The organism is Paraburkholderia sp. SUR17, assembly GCF_029536165.1.
GTDB classification, from domain to species: domain Bacteria; phylum Pseudomonadota; class Gammaproteobacteria; order Burkholderiales; family Burkholderiaceae; genus Paraburkholderia; species Paraburkholderia kururiensis.
In genome coordinates, this window is the sequence record NZ_CP120509.1 from 1,519,586 (window position 1) to 1,537,271 (window position 17,686).

Annotated in this window: 15 protein-coding genes; 3 read left to right on the plus strand and 12 right to left on the minus strand. The window is 69.0% G+C overall.

Features of this window, described 5'->3' with window-relative positions; translation table 11 throughout:
• Positions 1–6: 6 nt before the first annotated feature.
• Entirely contained in the window at positions 7–1,644 is a 1,638-nt protein-coding gene (locus P2869_RS24170; protein WP_277599799.1) for an FAD-binding protein, read from the plus strand.
• The gene (locus P2869_RS24175) at positions 1,632–2,978 is read left to right on the plus strand and encodes an NADH-ubiquinone oxidoreductase-F iron-sulfur binding region domain-containing protein (protein WP_277599800.1); all 1,347 of its coding nucleotides are present in this window, start codon (positions 1,632–1,634) and stop codon (positions 2,976–2,978) included. Before P2869_RS24170 ends, P2869_RS24175 begins: the two co-directional genes overlap by 13 nt.
• On the opposite strand, the gene P2869_RS24180 is transcribed toward P2869_RS24175, so the two are convergent.
• The 7 genes from P2869_RS24180 to P2869_RS24210 form a co-directional block, all read right to left on the minus strand.
• Positions 2,911–4,071: an MxaL protein gene (locus P2869_RS24180; protein WP_277599801.1), complete on the minus strand. Its 1,161-nt coding sequence runs from the start codon at positions 4,069–4,071 to the stop codon at positions 2,911–2,913. The two genes, P2869_RS24175 and P2869_RS24180, sit on opposite strands and share 68 nt — an antisense overlap.
• Positions 4,068–4,673: a hypothetical protein gene (locus tag P2869_RS24185; protein ID WP_199541900.1), complete on the minus strand. Its 606-nt coding sequence runs from the start codon at positions 4,671–4,673 to the stop codon at positions 4,068–4,070. The genes P2869_RS24180 and P2869_RS24185 overlap by 4 nt, the downstream gene beginning before the upstream one ends.
• Positions 4,670–5,677 (minus strand): vWA domain-containing protein, encoded by a 1,008-nt coding sequence (locus tag P2869_RS24190; protein WP_017775827.1) that lies wholly within the window; start codon positions 5,675–5,677, stop codon positions 4,670–4,672. The genes P2869_RS24185 and P2869_RS24190 overlap by 4 nt, the downstream gene beginning before the upstream one ends.
• Positions 5,674–6,660 (minus strand): calcium incorporation protein MxaA, encoded by a 987-nt coding sequence (locus P2869_RS24195; protein WP_277599802.1) that lies wholly within the window; start codon positions 6,658–6,660, stop codon positions 5,674–5,676. Before P2869_RS24195 ends, P2869_RS24190 begins: the two co-directional genes overlap by 4 nt.
• A gap of 89 nt (positions 6,661–6,749) precedes the next feature.
• Positions 6,750–7,643 carry a VWA domain-containing protein gene (locus P2869_RS24200; RefSeq protein ID WP_277599803.1) on the minus strand — a complete coding sequence of 298 codons (894 nt, stop codon included), beginning with the start codon at positions 7,641–7,643 and terminating at the stop codon, positions 6,750–6,752.
• Positions 7,644–7,672: 29 nt separating this feature from the next.
• The gene (locus P2869_RS24205; protein ID WP_277599804.1) at positions 7,673–8,692 is read right to left on the minus strand and encodes a MoxR family ATPase; all 1,020 of its coding nucleotides are present in this window, start codon (positions 8,690–8,692) and stop codon (positions 7,673–7,675) included.
• Positions 8,693–9,091: 399 nt separating this feature from the next.
• On the minus strand, positions 9,092–10,471 hold the full coding sequence (locus tag P2869_RS24210) for a PAS domain S-box protein (RefSeq protein ID WP_277599805.1): 1,380 nt from the start codon (positions 10,469–10,471) through the stop codon (positions 9,092–9,094).
• A gap of 53 nt (positions 10,472–10,524) precedes the next feature.
• On the opposite strand from P2869_RS24210, the gene P2869_RS24215 reads away from it, so the two are divergent.
• Positions 10,525–11,892 (plus strand): CapA family protein, encoded by a 1,368-nt coding sequence (locus tag P2869_RS24215; RefSeq protein WP_277599806.1) that lies wholly within the window; start codon positions 10,525–10,527, stop codon positions 11,890–11,892.
• A gap of 42 nt (positions 11,893–11,934) precedes the next feature.
• Here P2869_RS24215 and araH read toward each other — a convergent pair whose 3' ends face one another.
• The 5 genes from araH to P2869_RS24240 form a co-directional block, all read right to left on the minus strand.
• Positions 11,935–12,969 (minus strand): L-arabinose ABC transporter permease AraH, encoded by a 1,035-nt coding sequence (araH, locus tag P2869_RS24220; protein WP_277599807.1) that lies wholly within the window; start codon positions 12,967–12,969, stop codon positions 11,935–11,937.
• A 66-nt stretch (positions 12,970–13,035) separates the two neighbouring features.
• The gene (gene araG, locus P2869_RS24225; RefSeq protein ID WP_277599808.1) at positions 13,036–14,589 is read right to left on the minus strand and encodes an L-arabinose ABC transporter ATP-binding protein AraG; all 1,554 of its coding nucleotides are present in this window, start codon (positions 14,587–14,589) and stop codon (positions 13,036–13,038) included.
• A gap of 26 nt (positions 14,590–14,615) precedes the next feature.
• Positions 14,616–15,620, minus strand: a complete 1,005-nt coding sequence (locus P2869_RS24230; RefSeq protein ID WP_017775819.1) for an arabinose ABC transporter substrate-binding protein — start codon at positions 15,618–15,620, stop codon at positions 14,616–14,618.
• A 144-nt stretch (positions 15,621–15,764) separates the two neighbouring features.
• Entirely contained in the window at positions 15,765–16,700 is a 936-nt protein-coding gene (locus tag P2869_RS24235; protein WP_126878262.1) for a Gfo/Idh/MocA family oxidoreductase, read from the minus strand.
• A 31-nt stretch (positions 16,701–16,731) separates the two neighbouring features.
• Positions 16,732–17,661 (minus strand): dihydrodipicolinate synthase family protein, encoded by a 930-nt coding sequence (locus P2869_RS24240; RefSeq protein WP_199541893.1) that lies wholly within the window; start codon positions 17,659–17,661, stop codon positions 16,732–16,734.
• Between the last annotated feature and the right edge of the window lie 25 nt (positions 17,662–17,686).

Consider the following 17,686-nt stretch of genomic DNA (forward strand, 5'->3'; position numbering starts at 1 on the left):
ACGACCATGACCGCTGCCTCCATCCGTTACGACGACGCACGCATGCGTCTGCTGCCGGGGCGCGACGTGCCCTTGCGGGAATCCGGTACCTCCGCCGCGGACCTCCTCGCCGCCTATCACCCCGACCACCGCGCAAGCGCGCGCACGCCGCTGCGCGTCGGCCCGAATGCGGGTCACGCGTGCCATCCCGCGCTTGCGCGGCTTCTGGAGTCGGACGCGCTGATCGACGAAGTCGACCTGGCCGGCGCCCCGCCGCTTGTCACGGACGTGCTCGTGATCGGCGGAGGCGGCGCCGCAGCGGCCGCGGCGCTCGAAGCTGCCGCCGCGGGCGCGGACGTGATCGTCGCCACCAAACTGCGCGTGGGCGACAGCAACACGGTGATGGCCGAGGGCGGCATAGAGGCCGCCGTGGGCAGCGACGACAGCATCGCGCGCCACTACGACGACACGCTGCGCGGCGGACACGGCGCGGCCCGGCCCGAACTCGTGGCGCAACTGGTGGCCGATGGCCCCGGCACGATCCGCTGGCTGATCGGCCTTGGTGTCGCGTTCGATCTGGAGCCCGACGGCCGACGGCTGCTGCGCAAACGCGCGGGCGGCACGAGCGCCGCCCGGGTACTCTCGCATCGCGACTTCACCGGGCTCGAAATGATGCGCGTGCTGCGCGAAGCAGTGGAACTCGACCGGCGCATCACGGTGCTGAACCGGGCGCCCGCGCTCGAACTGCTCACCGACGAGAGCGGCGCGTGTGCGGGCGCCGTGCTCTGCGATCTGGAGCACGGCCGGCTGCGCCCCGTGCTGGCGCGGGCGGTCGTACTCGCCACCGGCGGCGCGGGCCGGCTGCACCTGGAGGGTTTCGCCACCTCGAATCACTACGGCGCAACGGCGGACGGCCTCGTGATCGCGTATCGGGCAGGCGCACGCGTGACCGACCTCGACAGCTTCCAGTACCACCCCACCGGCATCGCATGGCCGCGGCATCTGGCGGGCGCGCTCGTGTCGGAGGCCGTTCGTTCGGCGGGCGCGCGTCTCGTCAACGGCCTGGGCGAGCGCTTCATCGACGAACTCTCGCCACGCGACGTCGTCGCCGCCGCGATCCTGCGCGAATGCGCAGAAGGACGCGGCATCGAACGCGACGGTGCCCGGGGCGTGTTCATCGACACACCGGACCTGCTCGCTCGCCAGCCGGAGCTGCTCGCGACGCAACTGGTGGGGCTCGCCCATCTGGCCGCGAAATGCCAGATCGACCCCACACGCGAACCGCTGCTCGTTTATCCGACGCTGCATTACCAGAACGGCGGCGTCGTCATCGGCACAGACACGTCGACCGACGTCGCGCGGCTCTACGCCGCCGGCGAGGTGGCGGGGGGCATACACGGCCGCAACCGGCTGATGGGCAATGCGCTGCTCGACATCATCGCGTTCGGCCGGCGCGCGGGCGTGCACTCGGCCGCATGCGCGGCAGAGCGTGGACCGACGGGCCGCGCCGGCCTTGGCCACGTGGCGGCATTTCGGCGTGCGTTGGCCACGGCGGGCGAGACGGCCGCCCCGCGCGCGCCGCTCCTGTACCCCGGGTACGGCAACTTCGATCTGCGCCGCCATCTGGCTGGCGGCGCGAAGGGGAACTCGACATGGACGGCCTGAACCATCATCTGGACGAGCGTTTGAACCAACGGCTCCTGAGCCCCCGCTTCGACGTGGGGGCCGATTACGGACGTTGGCTCGCAGCAGGCGGCGGGCGCGGACTCGATGCCGCGCTCGCGAACCCAGCGGCGATCATCGACGCCATCGAGGCCGCGCGCCTCGTCGGCATGGGCGGCGCGGGTTTTCCGACCCACCGCAAATGGCGCGCGGCCGCGCAGGCGGGCGGGCTGCCTGCGAATGTGGACGCGGGTACCGGCGCGGGCACCGACGCGGGTACCAGCGCAGCGGAAGACCCCACCTTGCCCGGCACGGCGCCGACGGCTCGCTACGTCGTCGTCAACGGCAACGAGGACGAACCCGGCACGTTCAAGGACCGCCATTTGCTGTCGCGCACGCCGCATCAGGTAATCGAAGGCGCGCTGATCGCGGCTCTCGCGATTCGCGCCACGCACGTCGTGTTCTACGTAAACCGGCGTCAGCACGACGCACTCGCCGCGATGCGCGAAGCGCTCGCGCAATGGCAGACAAGCCCGCTCTTCGCGCGGCTCGCGACGGCGCTCGGGCACCCGCTCGCGCTTGCGCTGAACGAGAGTTCGGGCCGCTACATCGGCGGCGAGGAAACGGCTGTCGTCTCGTGGCTCGAAGGCGGCTTCCCCTTCCCGCGCAGCAAGCCGCCTTTTCCCGCGCAGTCGGGCATTGGGGGCGCCCCCACGCTCATCAACAACGTCGAGACCATCGCCAACGTCTCGCACATCCTGCGCGACGGTCCCGACGCGCACCGTGCGCTCGGCATCGGCGAAGCGAGCGGCACGAAGCTCTATTCGCTTTCGGGCGACGTGCTGCGCCCCGGCCTCTACGAGTTGCCGATGGGCACGCCGCTCGCCGACCTCGTGTTCGGCTGCGGCGGCGGCATGCTGGGCGGCAAGGCGTTCAAGGCCGTGTTCACGGGCGGGCCGTCGAACACGCTCCTGAGCGCCGCCGACCTCGACGTCGCGCTCGACTTCGACTCGGTGCGCGCACGCGGCTCCAGCCTCGGCACGGGCGCCATGATCGTGCTGGGCGAAGGCACGAGCATCGTGCGCGAGGTGGCGCGCTACGTGGAATTCTTTGCAGCGGAGTCGTGCGGACAATGTCCGCCTTGCAAGTGCGGCACGTTCCAGATGGCGCGCCTACTGCACCGGATCGACACCGGCGTGGCCACGCAGCGCGACGTGGATGCGCTTGCCAGCCTCGCCACGCTGCTGCCTCGCTCGGGGCGTTGCGGTCTCATCGACGGTGCGGCAACGGTGGTGCAGAGTTCGCTGCGAACGTTTCCCGGCGAGTACGGGCTGTGAGGGCTGTGAGGACCGTGAGGCGGCTGAACCGCGCATAGCGCCACGCGAGCAGCAACAGCGCCGAGAGTGCGAGCACCCAACGCACGTCGGTGGGCACGGGTTCCCGGTGCGCGAGCGACGGGTCGCGTAGTGCAGCCGCGAGCGATGCCGGCCCGAGCAGCCGCCGATACCCGAAGCCGATGCGGTTCGCCACGGTAGCCAGGTACGGCTCGCGCAGGCCGGACAATTCCTCGTGGCTTTCCCCCGCGCCGGGCGGGCGGTCCGCCGGCGGCACCTGCACGACATCGGCGGCGCTCCAGTAGCCGGTCTTGCGGCCGGTCGCGTCCGTCTTCGGCACCGGCACGGGCTGGTCGCCGCCCACGCCGATGAGCCAGCCCTTCACGCCCGGCACGCCGATTTCGATCGCTGGGCCGTTCGAAGGCAGGATGGGCGGGGCCTCCTGGCCATCGGTGAAGAAGACCACCGCGACGCCGCGTGCGGCCGTGGCTGGCCCGCGCGCTGGTTCGTCCGTTGGTTTATCCGCTTGTTCGTCCGCTTGTCCGTCCGCTTGCGCGATGCCCGGGCCGCTGCCTTGCGCGGCGCTTTGACCGATCGTGTGCGCGACCCGCACCGCCGAGTAGATACCGCCCTCCGCGATGCGGCTCCAGTTGGTCCAGCGCATGCGGCCGTCGATTGCGCCCAGCGACGCCAGCAGCGCGTCGTAGTGCCGGCACACCTCCACGGGCGTCACGAGCGGCAGCGCAGCCTGGCCCGTGAACACGCTCCAGCCCACCTTCGAGCCGCACGGCAATTGACCCAGCACATCGCGCATCGCGGCCTTCGCGAAGTCGAGCCGGCTCGCGGGCGACCCGTTCAGGCTCATGTCTTCGGCGTCCATGCTCTGCGTAATGTCGAAGGTGACCATGTAGGTGAACGTATCGCGCGGCAGTTCCACCGACGGCACTGCGAACGCCGCGGCCAGCAGCACGAGCGCGGCCGCCACCGCCCAGTCGCGGCCCGCGAGGACGTGCCTCGGCGCATGCAGAAGACGGCGCGCGAGGTGGCCGACCCACCTAACCCGCCCGGCCGACCCTGCCGGCGCACGACGCGTCATGGCAGGTCCTCGCTCTGCGCCCCGCGCAGCTTGATCCGGCTCTTCGTCGCGACCTCGGCGGCAGCTTCCGAAGGCTGCTCGGGCGCGAGCCGCAGCGCGCGCTCCAGGTTGTAGCGCGCGTCCCAGTCGTCGGGCGTCATGCGCAGCAGCGCGCGGTAGCGTGCCTTGGCCTGCTCGATCATCGGTGCCGACCGGCTCGTGCCCGCGTCGTCGCTGGCGCCCGCGCCCTCGCGCAGATACATGTTGGCGAGATCGAACAGTGCCGCGCGCCCGGTCTCGTCGTGCACACCGTTTTCGATGAGCACCTCGAAGCGGCGTCCCGCGGCGTCGTACCGGCGCTGCGCCGCAAGCGCCACGGCCTGCGCAAGCTGCACGGGGCGCGGCGCGAGCGAATCGATCGTATCGGCGCTGCTTGCGGCAGCGGCAATGCCCGACGAAGCGGCCGGTGCAGCAGCCGATGCAGCCGCCAGCCCGCGCGCCACCGCCGCGACTTCGTCATTCACGCGCTGCGCCTTCACGAGCCGGATCGCCTCTGCACCCGCAAACACCGCGCACGCAAGTGCGGCGACGGCAAATACGGCGTGAACGGTGGTGCGTTTCATGCCCAGCTCCGTACCTGAAGGACGCGCGCCGCGAGCAGTACGGCGCAGCCCGCGAGCGCCACGGCAAAGCAGACGCCGCTGCGGTCCTGGCGCGGCAACTGCTCGACGAACGAAACGGGGAAGCTCTGCTGGCGGTCGATCTCGTTCATCGCCGCCGTCATGGCGCCGGGGTCGCCCGCCTCGTAGAGGTTGTACGGCGTGGAGAGCGAAAGAAAGAAGCGGTGCAGGTCCGCCTCGGGCGCCGCGCTGCCCTGCCGCGCGGCCGCGTCGAGCTTCGCGCCGTAGAAGCTGCTGCGCAGAAAGACGAAATACAGCGCGATGCGGTTGCGCGCGAGCCCTTCGGCAATGAGCTTGCGTTCGGTGTCCGAGAGCTTCGCGCCGCCGTCGGAAACCATCACGATGGCGCGATGGCCCGTCCAGGGCAGCCCGTCGAATTGCCCGATGGCCGCGAGCAGGCCGCGGCCAAGCTGCGTATCGGGCATGCCGCGGCCAATCTGCGTGCTGCCGATCGCGGCGCGAATCACGGCGTGGTCGTAGGTGAACGGCACGGCGAGCATGGGGTTGATGCCGAACATCATGAACGCGAACCGGTCGTTGGGCCGGCCGTTCACGAACTCGTCGAGCGCGGCGCGCGCCACGGTGTTCTTGGCGTCGCCGGTGGCGTTGGCGCCCTTGCTCGCCATCACGCCGTTCATGCTGCCGCTGCGGTCCATCAGAATCAGCGTCTCCGCACCGCGCCCCGTGCGGTGCGCCTGCAGATGGATGCGGCCCGGCTGCGCGAGTCCCACCACGATCGCCGCCATCGCGAGCGCGGCGGCCGCGCGCGAGACCCAGCCCAGCACGCGGCCCACACGGTCGGGCGGCAGCCACGCGGACCACGAGAACGGCAGTGTGTCGTCGCGACGCGGAACGAAAGGCAGCAGCGCGAGCGGCAGCAAGAGGAGCATCCACGGCGCGGCAAAGTCGATGGGCGAGCCGATAGGTGCAATGAGAGACGCGCTCATGACTGCCGGCGCCTTTCCGCGAGATAGAGCGCGCGGCACAGATCGACGAGGCCGCGCGTATCGGTGGCGGCAGCGGCCGCAGCGGTGGCGGCGTCGGTAGGTGCGGCATCGCTGCGCCGTGCCACCGCGAAGAAATGCTCGTCCGATTGCCGGTAGAACTGTTCGAGCCGAGGCCGCAGCGGTTGCAGCCACGACTCGCGACCGATCACCGCGGCAAGCGACCCCGCATGCACGACGTGCCCCGCCGTCTCATTGAGCGCGCGGTGCAGAACGCGCCACGCGGATTCGGATTGCGCCGCTCGTGCATCGAGCCGCCGCATCTGCCGCCAGGCTCGCGCGAACGGCAGCCGCGCGGCTTCGCGCGCATTGCGCCACCACGCCCACGCGCCCCACGCGGCGAGCGTGACCACGAGCGCGGCGAGCCCGAGGCCCAGCCGCCGACGGATGGGCGCAAGCGCGACCGGCGCTGCGAGGCGATCGGGCTGTATCCCGCTCAAACCCGCCTGCGGGTCGGCTATCGGCGACATACCCAATGCATCCGCCGAGGCGGTGGTGGACGCCCCATCCGCCACGAGCGGCCCGATGCCGACGCGCCATTCGGGCACGCGCAGGACGTCGCCTGCCGCGGTGTTCAGTTCGAGCGCGGGCAACGCGACCTGCGTGGGCGCCAGCGGCGCATTGGTGAGCTGATAGTCGAGGACCAGCCAGCGCCGCCCGTCAGCGTCGGTCTCGATGCGCGCCGCACGACGCTCGAACCAGACGCCGACGCGGCCCGCCGAGGGCATGGCGACAGCGCTCACGGCATGGCCGTTCGCTTCGAGCAGCACCCGTTGTGTCAGCACGTCGCCGATGGTGTGGCCGAACGCGCGCGGCTCGGCCACGCGGGCTGGCCACTCTGCGGCGGCCGCGGATGAGGCGAACGTCGCGAACATCGCAAACGTCACCCATGAAGCCGCAACCGCGAGCAGCGCCGAAGTTGCCACGGACGTTGCAACGGAGCTCGCCGCGGTCCGCGCAGCGACGCGCATCACGCCGCCTCGCCGGACCTCGTCGCGACGCGCCGCACGCTGCCTCATACGCTCTGCTCCAGAAAGTATCGCGAGAGCGCCTCGGGCTCGAACTCGCCTTCCATGAAGAACGGCGCCATGGCGCGCTTGCCGAAGAGGCTCACCAGTTCCGCACGCCGTCGCGCCACGGCCTCGCGCCACTTCGCGCGCACCTGGCCCGAGAGCCACACGGTGCGGCGCGCGCCGGTCTCCATGTCGCGCACGTCGAGCAGGCCGCCGCGTTCGGGCGCGTCCAGTTCCGCGGGGTCCCACACCACCATCGGCACGACGTGCGCGTGCAGGAGCATGTCGAGAATCGCGGGCATGCCGTCGAGCGGCCAATGAAAATCCGAGACGATGAATACCAGTGCCTGCCGCCCGGCGAGCTTCGCCACCACGCGCGCCAGCGCCGCCGTGCCATTGCCCGCGGCGTTGCTCCATGGCGCCGGCATGTCCGCGTGGGACGCAGCCGCCTCGCTGCGCAGCATCGCGGCCATCACGTCGCCGCTGCCGCGTCCGTAGCGCGGCGGCGCGCTCAGATCGTTGCGTTCGGTGTGGTCGAACGCGGCCATGCCCACGCGGTCGCCGCTCCGGAATGCGCTGTAGCCGAGCGCCTCGACGAAGTCGGCCACCACGTCGAGCTTCGAACGCTTCACGCCGAAGCGCATGGACGCCGACACGTCCACGATCACCTGCACCGGCACCGCCACGCGCTGCAGATTGAGCCGCACGAGCCATTCGCCGCGCACCGACTGAATGCTCGCGCGCAAGTCGAGCCGGCGCGGGTCGGGGTAATCGACGAGCCGCGCGTGCAGCGCGAACTCCTGCCCAGGCCCGAAGCTCGTGCCCGGGTGCGAGCCGGGACGAAAACCGCTTGCGCGGCCCGGCAGACGGTAATGGAATTCGCGCGGCGCCTTCATGAACGGTGTCTCCCTCCTCCCCCCGGCGCTCAAGGCACCGCGAGGCGCGCCACGATCTGCGCCACCAGCGCCTGGGCCAGTTCCTGGCGGCGCAGTTCGTAAATGGGCGTGAAGAAGACGCGATGGCCGAGCGCCGCGGGCAGCACGGCGTGCACGTCTTCCGGCGTGAGGTGCGAGCGGCCCGCAAGCCAGGCGCTCACGCGCGCGGCGCGCAGCAGCGCGCTCATGCCGCGCGGGCTCGCGCCCGCCAGAATCAGGCGGTCCATGTCCACGTCGTCGAGTGCGATGCCGAAGGTCTGCGGCGTTTCCGTCGCGCTCCAGATGTCGAGGACGTAACGCTCGATCGCCTCGCTCGCGTGAATGCCCTGCTGGATCGCCGCGCCCATGCTGTTGAGTTCCTCCCAGGCCACCACGCCCGGCCGCACGGTTTCGATGAGCGCGTCGGCGTCGTGGAAGACAGTGTCGAACACGAGGGCGCGGCGCACGTCGGGGTCGGCCGGCGTCGGCATGTTCAGTTCGAACAGAAAGCGGTCGCGCGCAGCGGAGGCCAGCTCGAAGGTTTCTTCCTTCTCCACCTTGTTGCGGTCCGCGAACACGGTCATGTGCGGAAAGCGATATTCGCGGTCGAACGCGGAGACCGAGCGCTCCGCCATCGCCCGCAGCAGCAGGGACTGCACCTGCGGGCGCGCACGGTTGATCTCGTTGAAGAAGAACGTGGTGAGCCGCTCGCCTTTGCGCAAGAGCGGGCCGGGGTCGATGCGCGGCTTGCCTTCGGCATCCACGTAGGTGTGGTAGACGAGGTCGCCCGGCATGAGGTCGATGGTGCCTTCCACGCGTTCGAACTCGCCGCCCACGGCGCGCGCGAAGGCGCGCAGCACGGTGGTCTTGCCCACGCCCACGCCGCCTTCCAGCAGCACGTGGCCGCGCGCGAAGAGCGCCACGGTGATGAGGCGGATGGTCGGCTGCTGGCCGATCACGACCTTGCCCACTTCGTCTTCGAGCCGCAGCGCGCTTGCGCGCCAGTCCTGAAGCTTTTCGCCCAATGCCATCGGCCGCTCCTCCTTCTTCTCCTGGCGGGCCCGATGGGGGAGGCGACGACGCCTGCCGACCGGCCGCACCGCGAGGCCGCAAGCAGCTCTCATGCCGATCGCAGTGCAGCAGAGCGAACAACGGTGTGGGCCAAGGCGCCGGCGATGGCGCGCAGGCCTTACAGCAATGGCGCGCGTGACGAGCGCAGCACAAGGTTCGATGGAAGGGAGCGGCACACACTGTCACCGAACCGGCGCAGTGTGGCGAACGCATACGAGCCAGGCGTTGACGAGGCGGCGCAACGAAGTCCGCCGTTACGCGAAGCTCGCCACGCCGTCGAAGAACGCAGCACGGCTGGTTGTCGGCTTAGGTGAGCCGACGCGAGCTGACCCAGGCCGACCCGGGCGGACCCGAACGGGTCAGTCCGGCACGGCGGCGGTTGCCTCGCCGTTGTGCGGAATGGAGATGGCGAGCGTGCCGCCTGTCGCCGTCGGAGACGCGCTGGAGGGCCCATTCGAAGGCACATACTCGACGCGACCGCCCAAGGCGGCCACGCGCTCCTGCACGGAGAGCAGCCACGCGGGCGTGGGCGTGCGGATGGCCGGCTGCGACACGACGCTCACGCCTGCTGCACCGGCTGCGCCGGCTGCACCGATAACACCCGCCGCAGCCACCGTACCGCTTACATTGGCCGGGCCACTCGTGCCATTCGCACCATTCGCATCATGTGCCTCGCCGCGCTCGTCACCTGCATCCGCGCCACGCCGTGGCTCTTCACCAAGGCTCAGCACCACCAACCCGCCCGTCTTCCCGAGCACCAGCGAAAAGTCCGCATCGCGCTGCTGCCGGCCCGCGTCGTCGAGGGTTTCCTGCACGATGCGATAGAGCACGGTGGCCACGTCGCGATCCAGTTCGGTCTCCGTCACGTCGAGCGCCACGCGCAGGCCGTAGCGCGTGGCGAGGTCGCCGGCCAGCCAGTCGAGCGCGGCGGCGAGGCCCAGGTCGTCGAGCATCGGCGGACGCAGCTCGGACGCGAGCGACCGCACCAGCGCGACGAGATGGTCCACGAGTCCGTCCACGTTCTCGCGCAGCGCGCGGGCGGCGTCGCTCTCGCCTTCGATGCGCGCGAGGCTGTCGCGGTGCGTTTGCGCGTCGAGCGCCGACATCTCCATCTTGAGCGCGGTGAGCGGCTGCCCGAGCCCCTCATGGAGCCGCCGCGCCAGCACGGCGCGCTCGTCCTCGCGCACGCGTTGCAGCGAACGCGCGAGTTCGCGGTAGCGCATCTCGCTCTCGCGCAGCGCGTTCTGAAAGCGGTGGCGCTCCGTCATGTCGCGAGCCACCACGGTATAGAACCGCTTGCCCAGCGCGGTTGCGCGGGAAATGGACGCATCGATCAGGAACTCGGTGCCGTCGGCACGCAGCGCCACCACGTCGCGGCCGCCGTTCATGGTCTTGAGGCTTACGCCTTCCTTGCCGAAGCGGGCCACGTGCTGGCGATGGCCGGCGCGAAAGCGCACCGGAATCAGCAAGCCCACGTCTTCGCCCAGCACGGTGGCGGCCGCGCGCCCGAACATGTGTTCCGCGGCGGGATTGAACATGACGATGCGGTGCTGCTCGTCCACGGTGACGATGGCGTCTGCTGCCGTCGAGACGATGGCTTGCAGTTGGTTCTCCTGCGTTTCGGCCTGCTTCACGGCGCGACGCATTCTGGCGAACAGCCAGGCCGATGCCGCCAGTGCGGCAATCAGCAGGACGCTGAGAACCAGGACGGTGAGGACCAGGATGGCGGGTGAATTCATTGGTTTATTGGTCCGGCGGGTGCGCGCCACGGTCCGATGCTGAACAGATCGGAATGATTGTGGCGGCCGCACAGGCGTTTCAATTGACACAGATCAAAGAGCGCGGGCGAACCGTTTCCAGACTGGTCCGCAGCGACCCGCCGGACATGCACATGAAGCTAGAAGCGAAGCTCGATCCCAAGCTGAACCCTATCCCCGCCTCGAACGCTGCCCCGAACGCCGCCGGGCAGCAGGCCGCGCCGCGCACCGCCGTGCGCCTCTTCCTGTGCGGCGACGTGATGTTGGGCCGCGGCATCGACCAGATCCTGCCCCACCCGGGCCAGCCTGATCTCCACGAGCCCTACGTGCGCTCCGCCACCGGGTACGTGAAGCTCGCCGTGCGCGCCACGGGCCGCATTCCGTTACCTGTCGATGCCGTTTATCCGTGGGGCGATGCGCTCGCCGTGCTGGCCGAGCGCGCACCGCACGCGCGCATCGTCAATCTGGAAACGGCCGTGACGACGAGCGATGCCTGGTGGCCCGACAAGCGCATTCACTACCGCATGCATCCCGCGAATCTGGCGAGCCTGACGTGCCTCGTGCGAGCGGGCACCGACTGCTGCGTGCTCGCCAACAACCACGTGCTCGACTGGGGCTACGCGGGGCTCGACGAAACGCTCGCGTGCCTGCACGAAGCGGGCATCCGGACGGCGGGTGCGGGCCACGACGCGCAAGCCGCGGCGGCGCCGGCTGTGATCGAGCTGGGAGAGGACAGTGCAGCGGGCGGCCCGCCCGTATCCGTTCAGGAGGACGAACACGCCGCCCCGCTCCGCCGGCTTCTCGTCTACGCATACGGCAGCGAAACCGCGGGCGTGCCGCCCGCCTGGGCCGCGAGCGCCCGGCACAACGGCGTGAACGTGCTGCCCGATCTATCGATAAAAACCGCCGACGCCGTTGCCCGCCACGTCGCTGACATGCGCCGGCCCGGCGACCTCGTCGTGATCTCGCTGCATTGGGGCGACAACTGGGGTTTCCACGTTTCGCGCGCGGAACAGGCATTCGCCGAGCGGCTCATCGACGCGGGCGCCGCGGACGTGATCCACGGCCACTCGTCGCATCACGTGCGGGCGATCGAGGTGTATCGCGGCAAGCCGGTGTTCTACGGCTGCGGCGACTTTCTGAACGACTACGAGGGCATTCCAGGCCACGCGCAGTACCGGCCCGACCTCACGCTGATGTATTTTCCGGTGCTGGACGCGGCCACCGGTTTGCTCACAGAACTGCAAGCGGTGCCCATGCGCATCCGTCATTTCCGGCTGGCGCATGCACGCGACGAAGACGTGGCCTGGTTGCACGAAACGCTCGCGCAGCAAGGCGGGCGTTTCGGGGTGCGCGTGGAGCGCGTGGGCGATGCGCAAGAAGTGCTGGCGTGGCGTTGGTGAGCCCGAACGCCTGCCCGCCTCAGCGGCTCCCTCAGCCGTGCTTCAAACCGCCCGGCGGCTGCGCCGGAACTGGTCGAACAGCACCGCGAGCAGCAGGATGCCGCCGCGAATCAGGTACTGGTAGAACGTCGGCACGTTCATGAGGCTCATGGCGTCCTGCACCGCGCCCATGATCAGCACGCCCACCAGCACGCCGGAGATCGTCGCCACGCCGCCCGTGAGCGACACGCCGCCCAGCACGCACGCCGAGATCACGCCCAGTTCCAGCCCCACCGAGGTCTTCGGGTCGCCCAGGCTCATGCGCGAGGCCAGCATCACGCCCGCGAAGCCGGTCACGAGGCCTTGCAGCACGAACACGACCACCTTGATGCGCGTCACGGGCAGCCCCGCGAGCAGCGCCGCCTCGCTGTTGCCGCCCACGGCGAGCACGTTCTTGCCGAACACCGTCTTTTTCAGCAGGAAGCCGAACACCACGAAGCCGATGATGTTGCTCCAGATCGGAAACGAGATGCCGAGGAACGAGCCGCCGCCCAGGTCGAAGAAGCGCTCTTCCGAGATCATCACGGCGTCGCCGTTCGAAGTGAGGAACGCGAGGCCGCGCACCGCTTCCATCATGGCGAGCGTCGCGATCAGCGAGTTGATCTTGAAGCGCGCGATCAGCACGCCGTTCACGAGGCCCACCGCCCCGCCCGCCAGCACGCCGGCCGCAATGCCGAGCATCACGCTATGCGACTGCGTGATGACGGTGGACGCCACCACGCCTGAAAACGCGACGATGGAGGCGACGGAAAGGTCCACCTCGCCGAGCGCGAGCACGAACATCATGGTGACCGCGATCGAGCCGATCAGCGTGACCGAGAGCAGCAGGCCCTGGATGTTGCGGGTGGTGAGAAAGTCGGGCACGGTCGCGGAGAGCACCGCGAACAGCACGACGAACACCACCACGATGCCCGACTTGTTGATGACGTCCCATGTGCGCGCCTTGCGGGGCGTGATGGGCCCGGCTGCTTCGGCAACTGCTTCGGCGGCCGGTTCGGTAACGGAGGAAGTGCCCTGGGGTTGCATGGCTTGGCTCATCTCGTGTTCGTCTTTCGTGGTACGTCCGGTGTCCGGAGATCCGGGTGAATCAGCAATGCCGTCGCGCTAGCGCGGCAGCGCCAGCTTGATCAGTTCGTCGGGGGTGGCCTGCGCCTTCGGCACGGTACCGGCAATGCGGCCCTCGCGCATCACGATGATGCGGTCGGCCACGCCGATCACCTCGGCCAGATCGCTCGACACCATCACGACGGTGCGCCCGGCCGCCGCCAGGTCGTACAGCAGGTTGTAGATTTCGGCGCGCGCGCCCACGTCGATGCCGCGCGTGGGTTCGTCCATCAGGAACACTTCGATGCGCTCGGCGAGCCAGCGCGAAAGGATCACCTTCTGCTGGTTGCCGCCCGACAGCGTGCCGATGGCCGTGTCGCCGTTGCGCGTCTTGATGGCGAGTTTCGCGATGTATTCCTGCGCGAGTTCGCGTTCGCGGCGCGCATTGAGCAGGAAGCGCGCGGGGCTGAAATGGCGCCGCGCGCTGATGTTGAGGTTGTCCGCCACCGATGCGATGGCCACGATGCCTTCCTGCTTGCGGTCTTCGGGGCACAGCGCAATGCCGGCGCGCACGGCGTCGCGCGGGCTCGCAAAGGCCACGCGCCGGCCGTTCAGTTCGACGTGGCCCGCGCTCGGCCGCTCGGCGCCGTACAGCAGCTTCATGAGTTCGGAGCGCCCCGCGCCCACCAGCCCGAAGAAGCCCACGATCTCGCCGCGCCGCGCGGCAAACGAGATCGGTTCGGCCAGACCCGGGCCCATCAGGCCCTTCGCCTCGATCATCACGTCGCCGGCCTCGCGCGGCCGGTAGCCGTAGACGTCGGCAATCGAGCGGCCCACCATGCAGGCGATCAGCCGGTCGCGCTCGAGGCCGTCCACCGACTCGAACGTCTCGATGTGGCGGCCGTCGCGGAACACCGTGACGCGGTCGCACAGCTCGTAGACCTCGTCCATGCGGTGCGTGACGTAGATGATGGCGCGCCCTTCGGCGCGCAGCGCGTTGATAATGCGAAAGAGGTTGACCGTCTCGCGCGCCGAGAGCGAGCTCGTGGGTTCGTCGAAGGCGATGACGCGCGCGTCGCGCATCAGCGCCTTGCCGATCTCGATCATCTGGCGCTGGCCGATGGAGAGATTCTTGACCGGCGTGTTGGGGTCGATGCGCTCGCCAAGACGCTTCAATTCGTCCATGGCGCGCGAGACGAGCGTGCTCTCGTCCACCACGCCGAGCCGGTTCGGCAACTGCCCGAGCATCAGGTTTTCCGCCACCGTCAGCTCGGGCACGAGATGCAGTTCCTGATAGATGATCGCGATGCCCGCATCCAGCGCGGCGCGCGTGGTGGCGAAGCGGTGCTCCACGCCGTTCAAGCGCAGCGTGCCTTCCTGCGGATGGTTCACACCCGAGAGCACCTTGAGCAGCGTCGATTTGCCGGCGCCGTTCTCGCCCATCAAGCCGAGCACTTCGCCGGCGCGCACCGTGAGCGACACGCGGTCGAGCGCGCGCACGCCCGGAAAACTCACGGAGATCCCGTCGAGTTCGAGGTAAGCGCGCCCGGCACCGTTGTTGCCGCCGCTCGCCAGCGCGGTGGCCGCGCCGGCATGAGTCATCGTTTCAGTCATTGCATCCCTGCCCGCACGCCTTCAGATTAAATGCCCAGCTCGGTGCGCACGGCTTGCCAGTTTTCGCGCGTCATCAGCTTGCCCGTGGTCTGCGTGTCGGCGGGCGGCTGCTTGCCGTTGCGGATCCAGTCCACGAGGTTCTGCGTGCTTTGCTTGCCGTGGTTCGTCGAGCTCACCGCGATCGTGCCATAGAAACCCGTGGGTTCCTTCTTCTGGAACTCGGCGAACGCTTCGCCCGCGCCGTTGATGCCCACGCCAATCACGTCGGCAGACGGAATGTGCAGTTGTTCCGTTGCGCGCACGGCGCCCAGCACCGTTTCTTCGTTCAGCGCGAACACCACCCACTTCTTGATGTTCGGGTGCTGTGCGAGCACGGGCGACGCTGCGTTGAAGCCGCCTTCGTCGTCGGTGGTCTTCTGCGGCGCGTCGAAGATGTTTTCCTTCTTGAAGCCGTTGGCGAGCAGCGTCTGCGTGGCGCCGTCGGTGCGCAGCTTGGCCGTGGGCAGTTCGTAGTCCGTCACGCGCAGCGCGCCCACTTCTTCGGGCTTCCAGCCGCGCTTCTTCATTTCGTCCGAGATCGCCTGGCCCACCTGGTTGCCGATCTTGAACGCCGACATGCCGAGGTGCGGCACGGTGGCAAGCGGCTTGCCCGACGAATCGACCAACTGGTCGTCCACCGTCACGAACTTCATGTTGTAGCGCTTCGCGCGCGCGGCGATAGCCGGTCCGAGACGCACATCCGGTGCGCAGATCACGAAGCCTTGCGCGCCTTGTGCACCGAGGTTGTCGATGGCCGACAGCACCTTTTCACCGTCCGGCGTGCCGATGTTCACCACCGAAAAACCTTCCTGCTTGCCGAGCGCCGTGGCGGCCTTCTGCTCGTTGATGAACCATGCCTGCTCGGGCATCTTCACGAGAAAGCCGATCTTGAGCGGCGTGTCGGCCTGGGCCGTGGCGAGCATGCCGAGCGGCGCCACGCACATGGCGGCGAGCGCGGCGCGCAGGGTCAGACGGCGAAGGGTGCGGGTCATGCGAGTCTCCTGGTGAGTGGTTGTTGTTCAACCGTTTGTTTCAAGCTGGTTTCAAGCTAATTTCAAGCTGCTTCAAGCGTGGGTGTTGCTTCTGTTTTGTTCTGCCTTGCCGGCTGCGGCAGGTGCGGTCCCGAACAAGACCGCTCAGCCGCCGAACGCTTCCACCTCCACGTGCCGGCCGAGCAGGAACGCGTCGGCCACCAGTTGAAGCGGACGCACGTCCACGTCGTGCGCGCCGTTCGCGATGAGCGTGTGAAAGTGTTCATAGAGCGACGGATATTCGCGCTCAGGTCCAAGCTCGACCGGCTCGCCCGCAATCGACAGGCGCTTGCCGCCTTCGCTGATGGAGAGCAGGCCATCGGTGGTTTCCACGTCGATTTCCCATTGCTCGACCGGGCCATGGCGCCAGTCGAACTCCGCGCGCACGGGCACGCCGAGCGTATCGATGCAGTCGAGTTCCGCGGCGATGGGCGTGGCGGCGTCCGAGGGCATCCACAGCGTGGCCGCGCGCAGCAGCACCGCACGCGGCAGGATGCGCGTGACGATGGAAAGCGCGTTGATGCCCGGATCGAAGACGCCGAGACCGCCCGGCTCCCAGATCCATTGCTGGCCCGGATGCCAGCGGCGCACGTCTTCCTTCCAGCGCACGTGCACGCCGCGGATGGTGCGTTGCGCGAGCCAGCCGCGCGCCGGTTCCACGGCGCTGGCATGGCGCGAATGCCACGTCGCGAAGAGCGTGCGGTTGTGGGCGCTCGCGAGTTCGCGCAGCGCTTCCACTTCGCTCACGCCCGCGCCGGGCGGCTTTTCGAGCATCACGTGCTTGCCGGCTTCCAGCGCGGCGCGCGCCTGCGCGTAGCGCACCTGGGGCGGCGCGCAGAGCGACACGGCGTCCAGCTCGCTTTCGGCGGCAAGCAGTTCTTCGATGGTCTTGTAGTTGCGCACGCCGTCCACCTCGGCATGGCGGCTCGCGCAGGCGACGAGGTCGAAGCCGCTGTGAGCCGCGATGGCGGGCAGATGCTGGTCGCGGGCAATCTTGCCGACGCCCGCGATGGCGATGCTGTAGGTCGAATTCGTCGTCATGGTGGCTTTGCTTTGCGCGGTTCTCGTGTGCTTACTTCGCCCAGCGCAGCACGAGCGGATCGAGCCGGCGCGCAATGGCGACGAGTTCGGCACGCGTTTCGGGATGCATGGCCGGCAGCGGATGGCGCGGCAGTTCGCAGTCGATCACGCCGCCTTCCTTCATGAGCGCCTTGCACGCGAGCAGCCCCGCCTGACGGTTCTCGTGATTGATGAGCGGCAGCCAGCGCTGATAGAGCGTGAAGGCGTCGTCGAGGCGGCCTTCGCGGTGCGCTTCGATGATCGGACGGATGCCGTCGGGAAAACCGCCACCCGTCATGGAGCCCGTCGCGCCCGCGTTGAGGTCGGCCAGCAGCGTGATGGCCTCTTCGCCGTCCCACGGACCTTCCACGGCTTCGCCGCCCAGCCGGATCAGTTCGCGCAGCTTGTTCGCGGCGCCCGGCGTTTCGATCTTGAAGTACGCCACCTGCTCGATCTCGCGCGCCATGCGGGCGAGGAACGGCGCGGAGAGCACCGTGCCGCTCGCGGGTGCGTCCTGGATCATGATCGGAATGTCGATGGCATCCGACACGCGCGCGTAGAAGTCGTAGATCTGCGGCTCGGGCACGCGGAAGGTGGCGCCGTGATACGGCGGCATCAGCATGACCATCGCCGCGCCCTGGTCCTGCGCGCGGCGGCTGCGCTCGGCGGCGACGCGGGTGCCGTAGTGCGTCGTCGTCACGATGACGGGCACGCGGCCTGCCACGTGTTCCAGGATCGCGCGCGTGAGCGTCTCGCGCTCGTCGTCGGTCAGCGCGAACTGCTCGGAGAAGTTCGCGAGAATGCACAGGCCGTCCGAACCGGCGTCGATCATGAAGTCGACAGCGCGCTTCTGGCTCGCCAGATCGAGTTCGCCGGTCTCGGTGAAGGTGGTAGGCACCACCGGGAAAATGCCGCTGTAAGGACGCTTCGCGTTCGTGTTCATGACTCTCAAGTCCTGCTCAATGCCT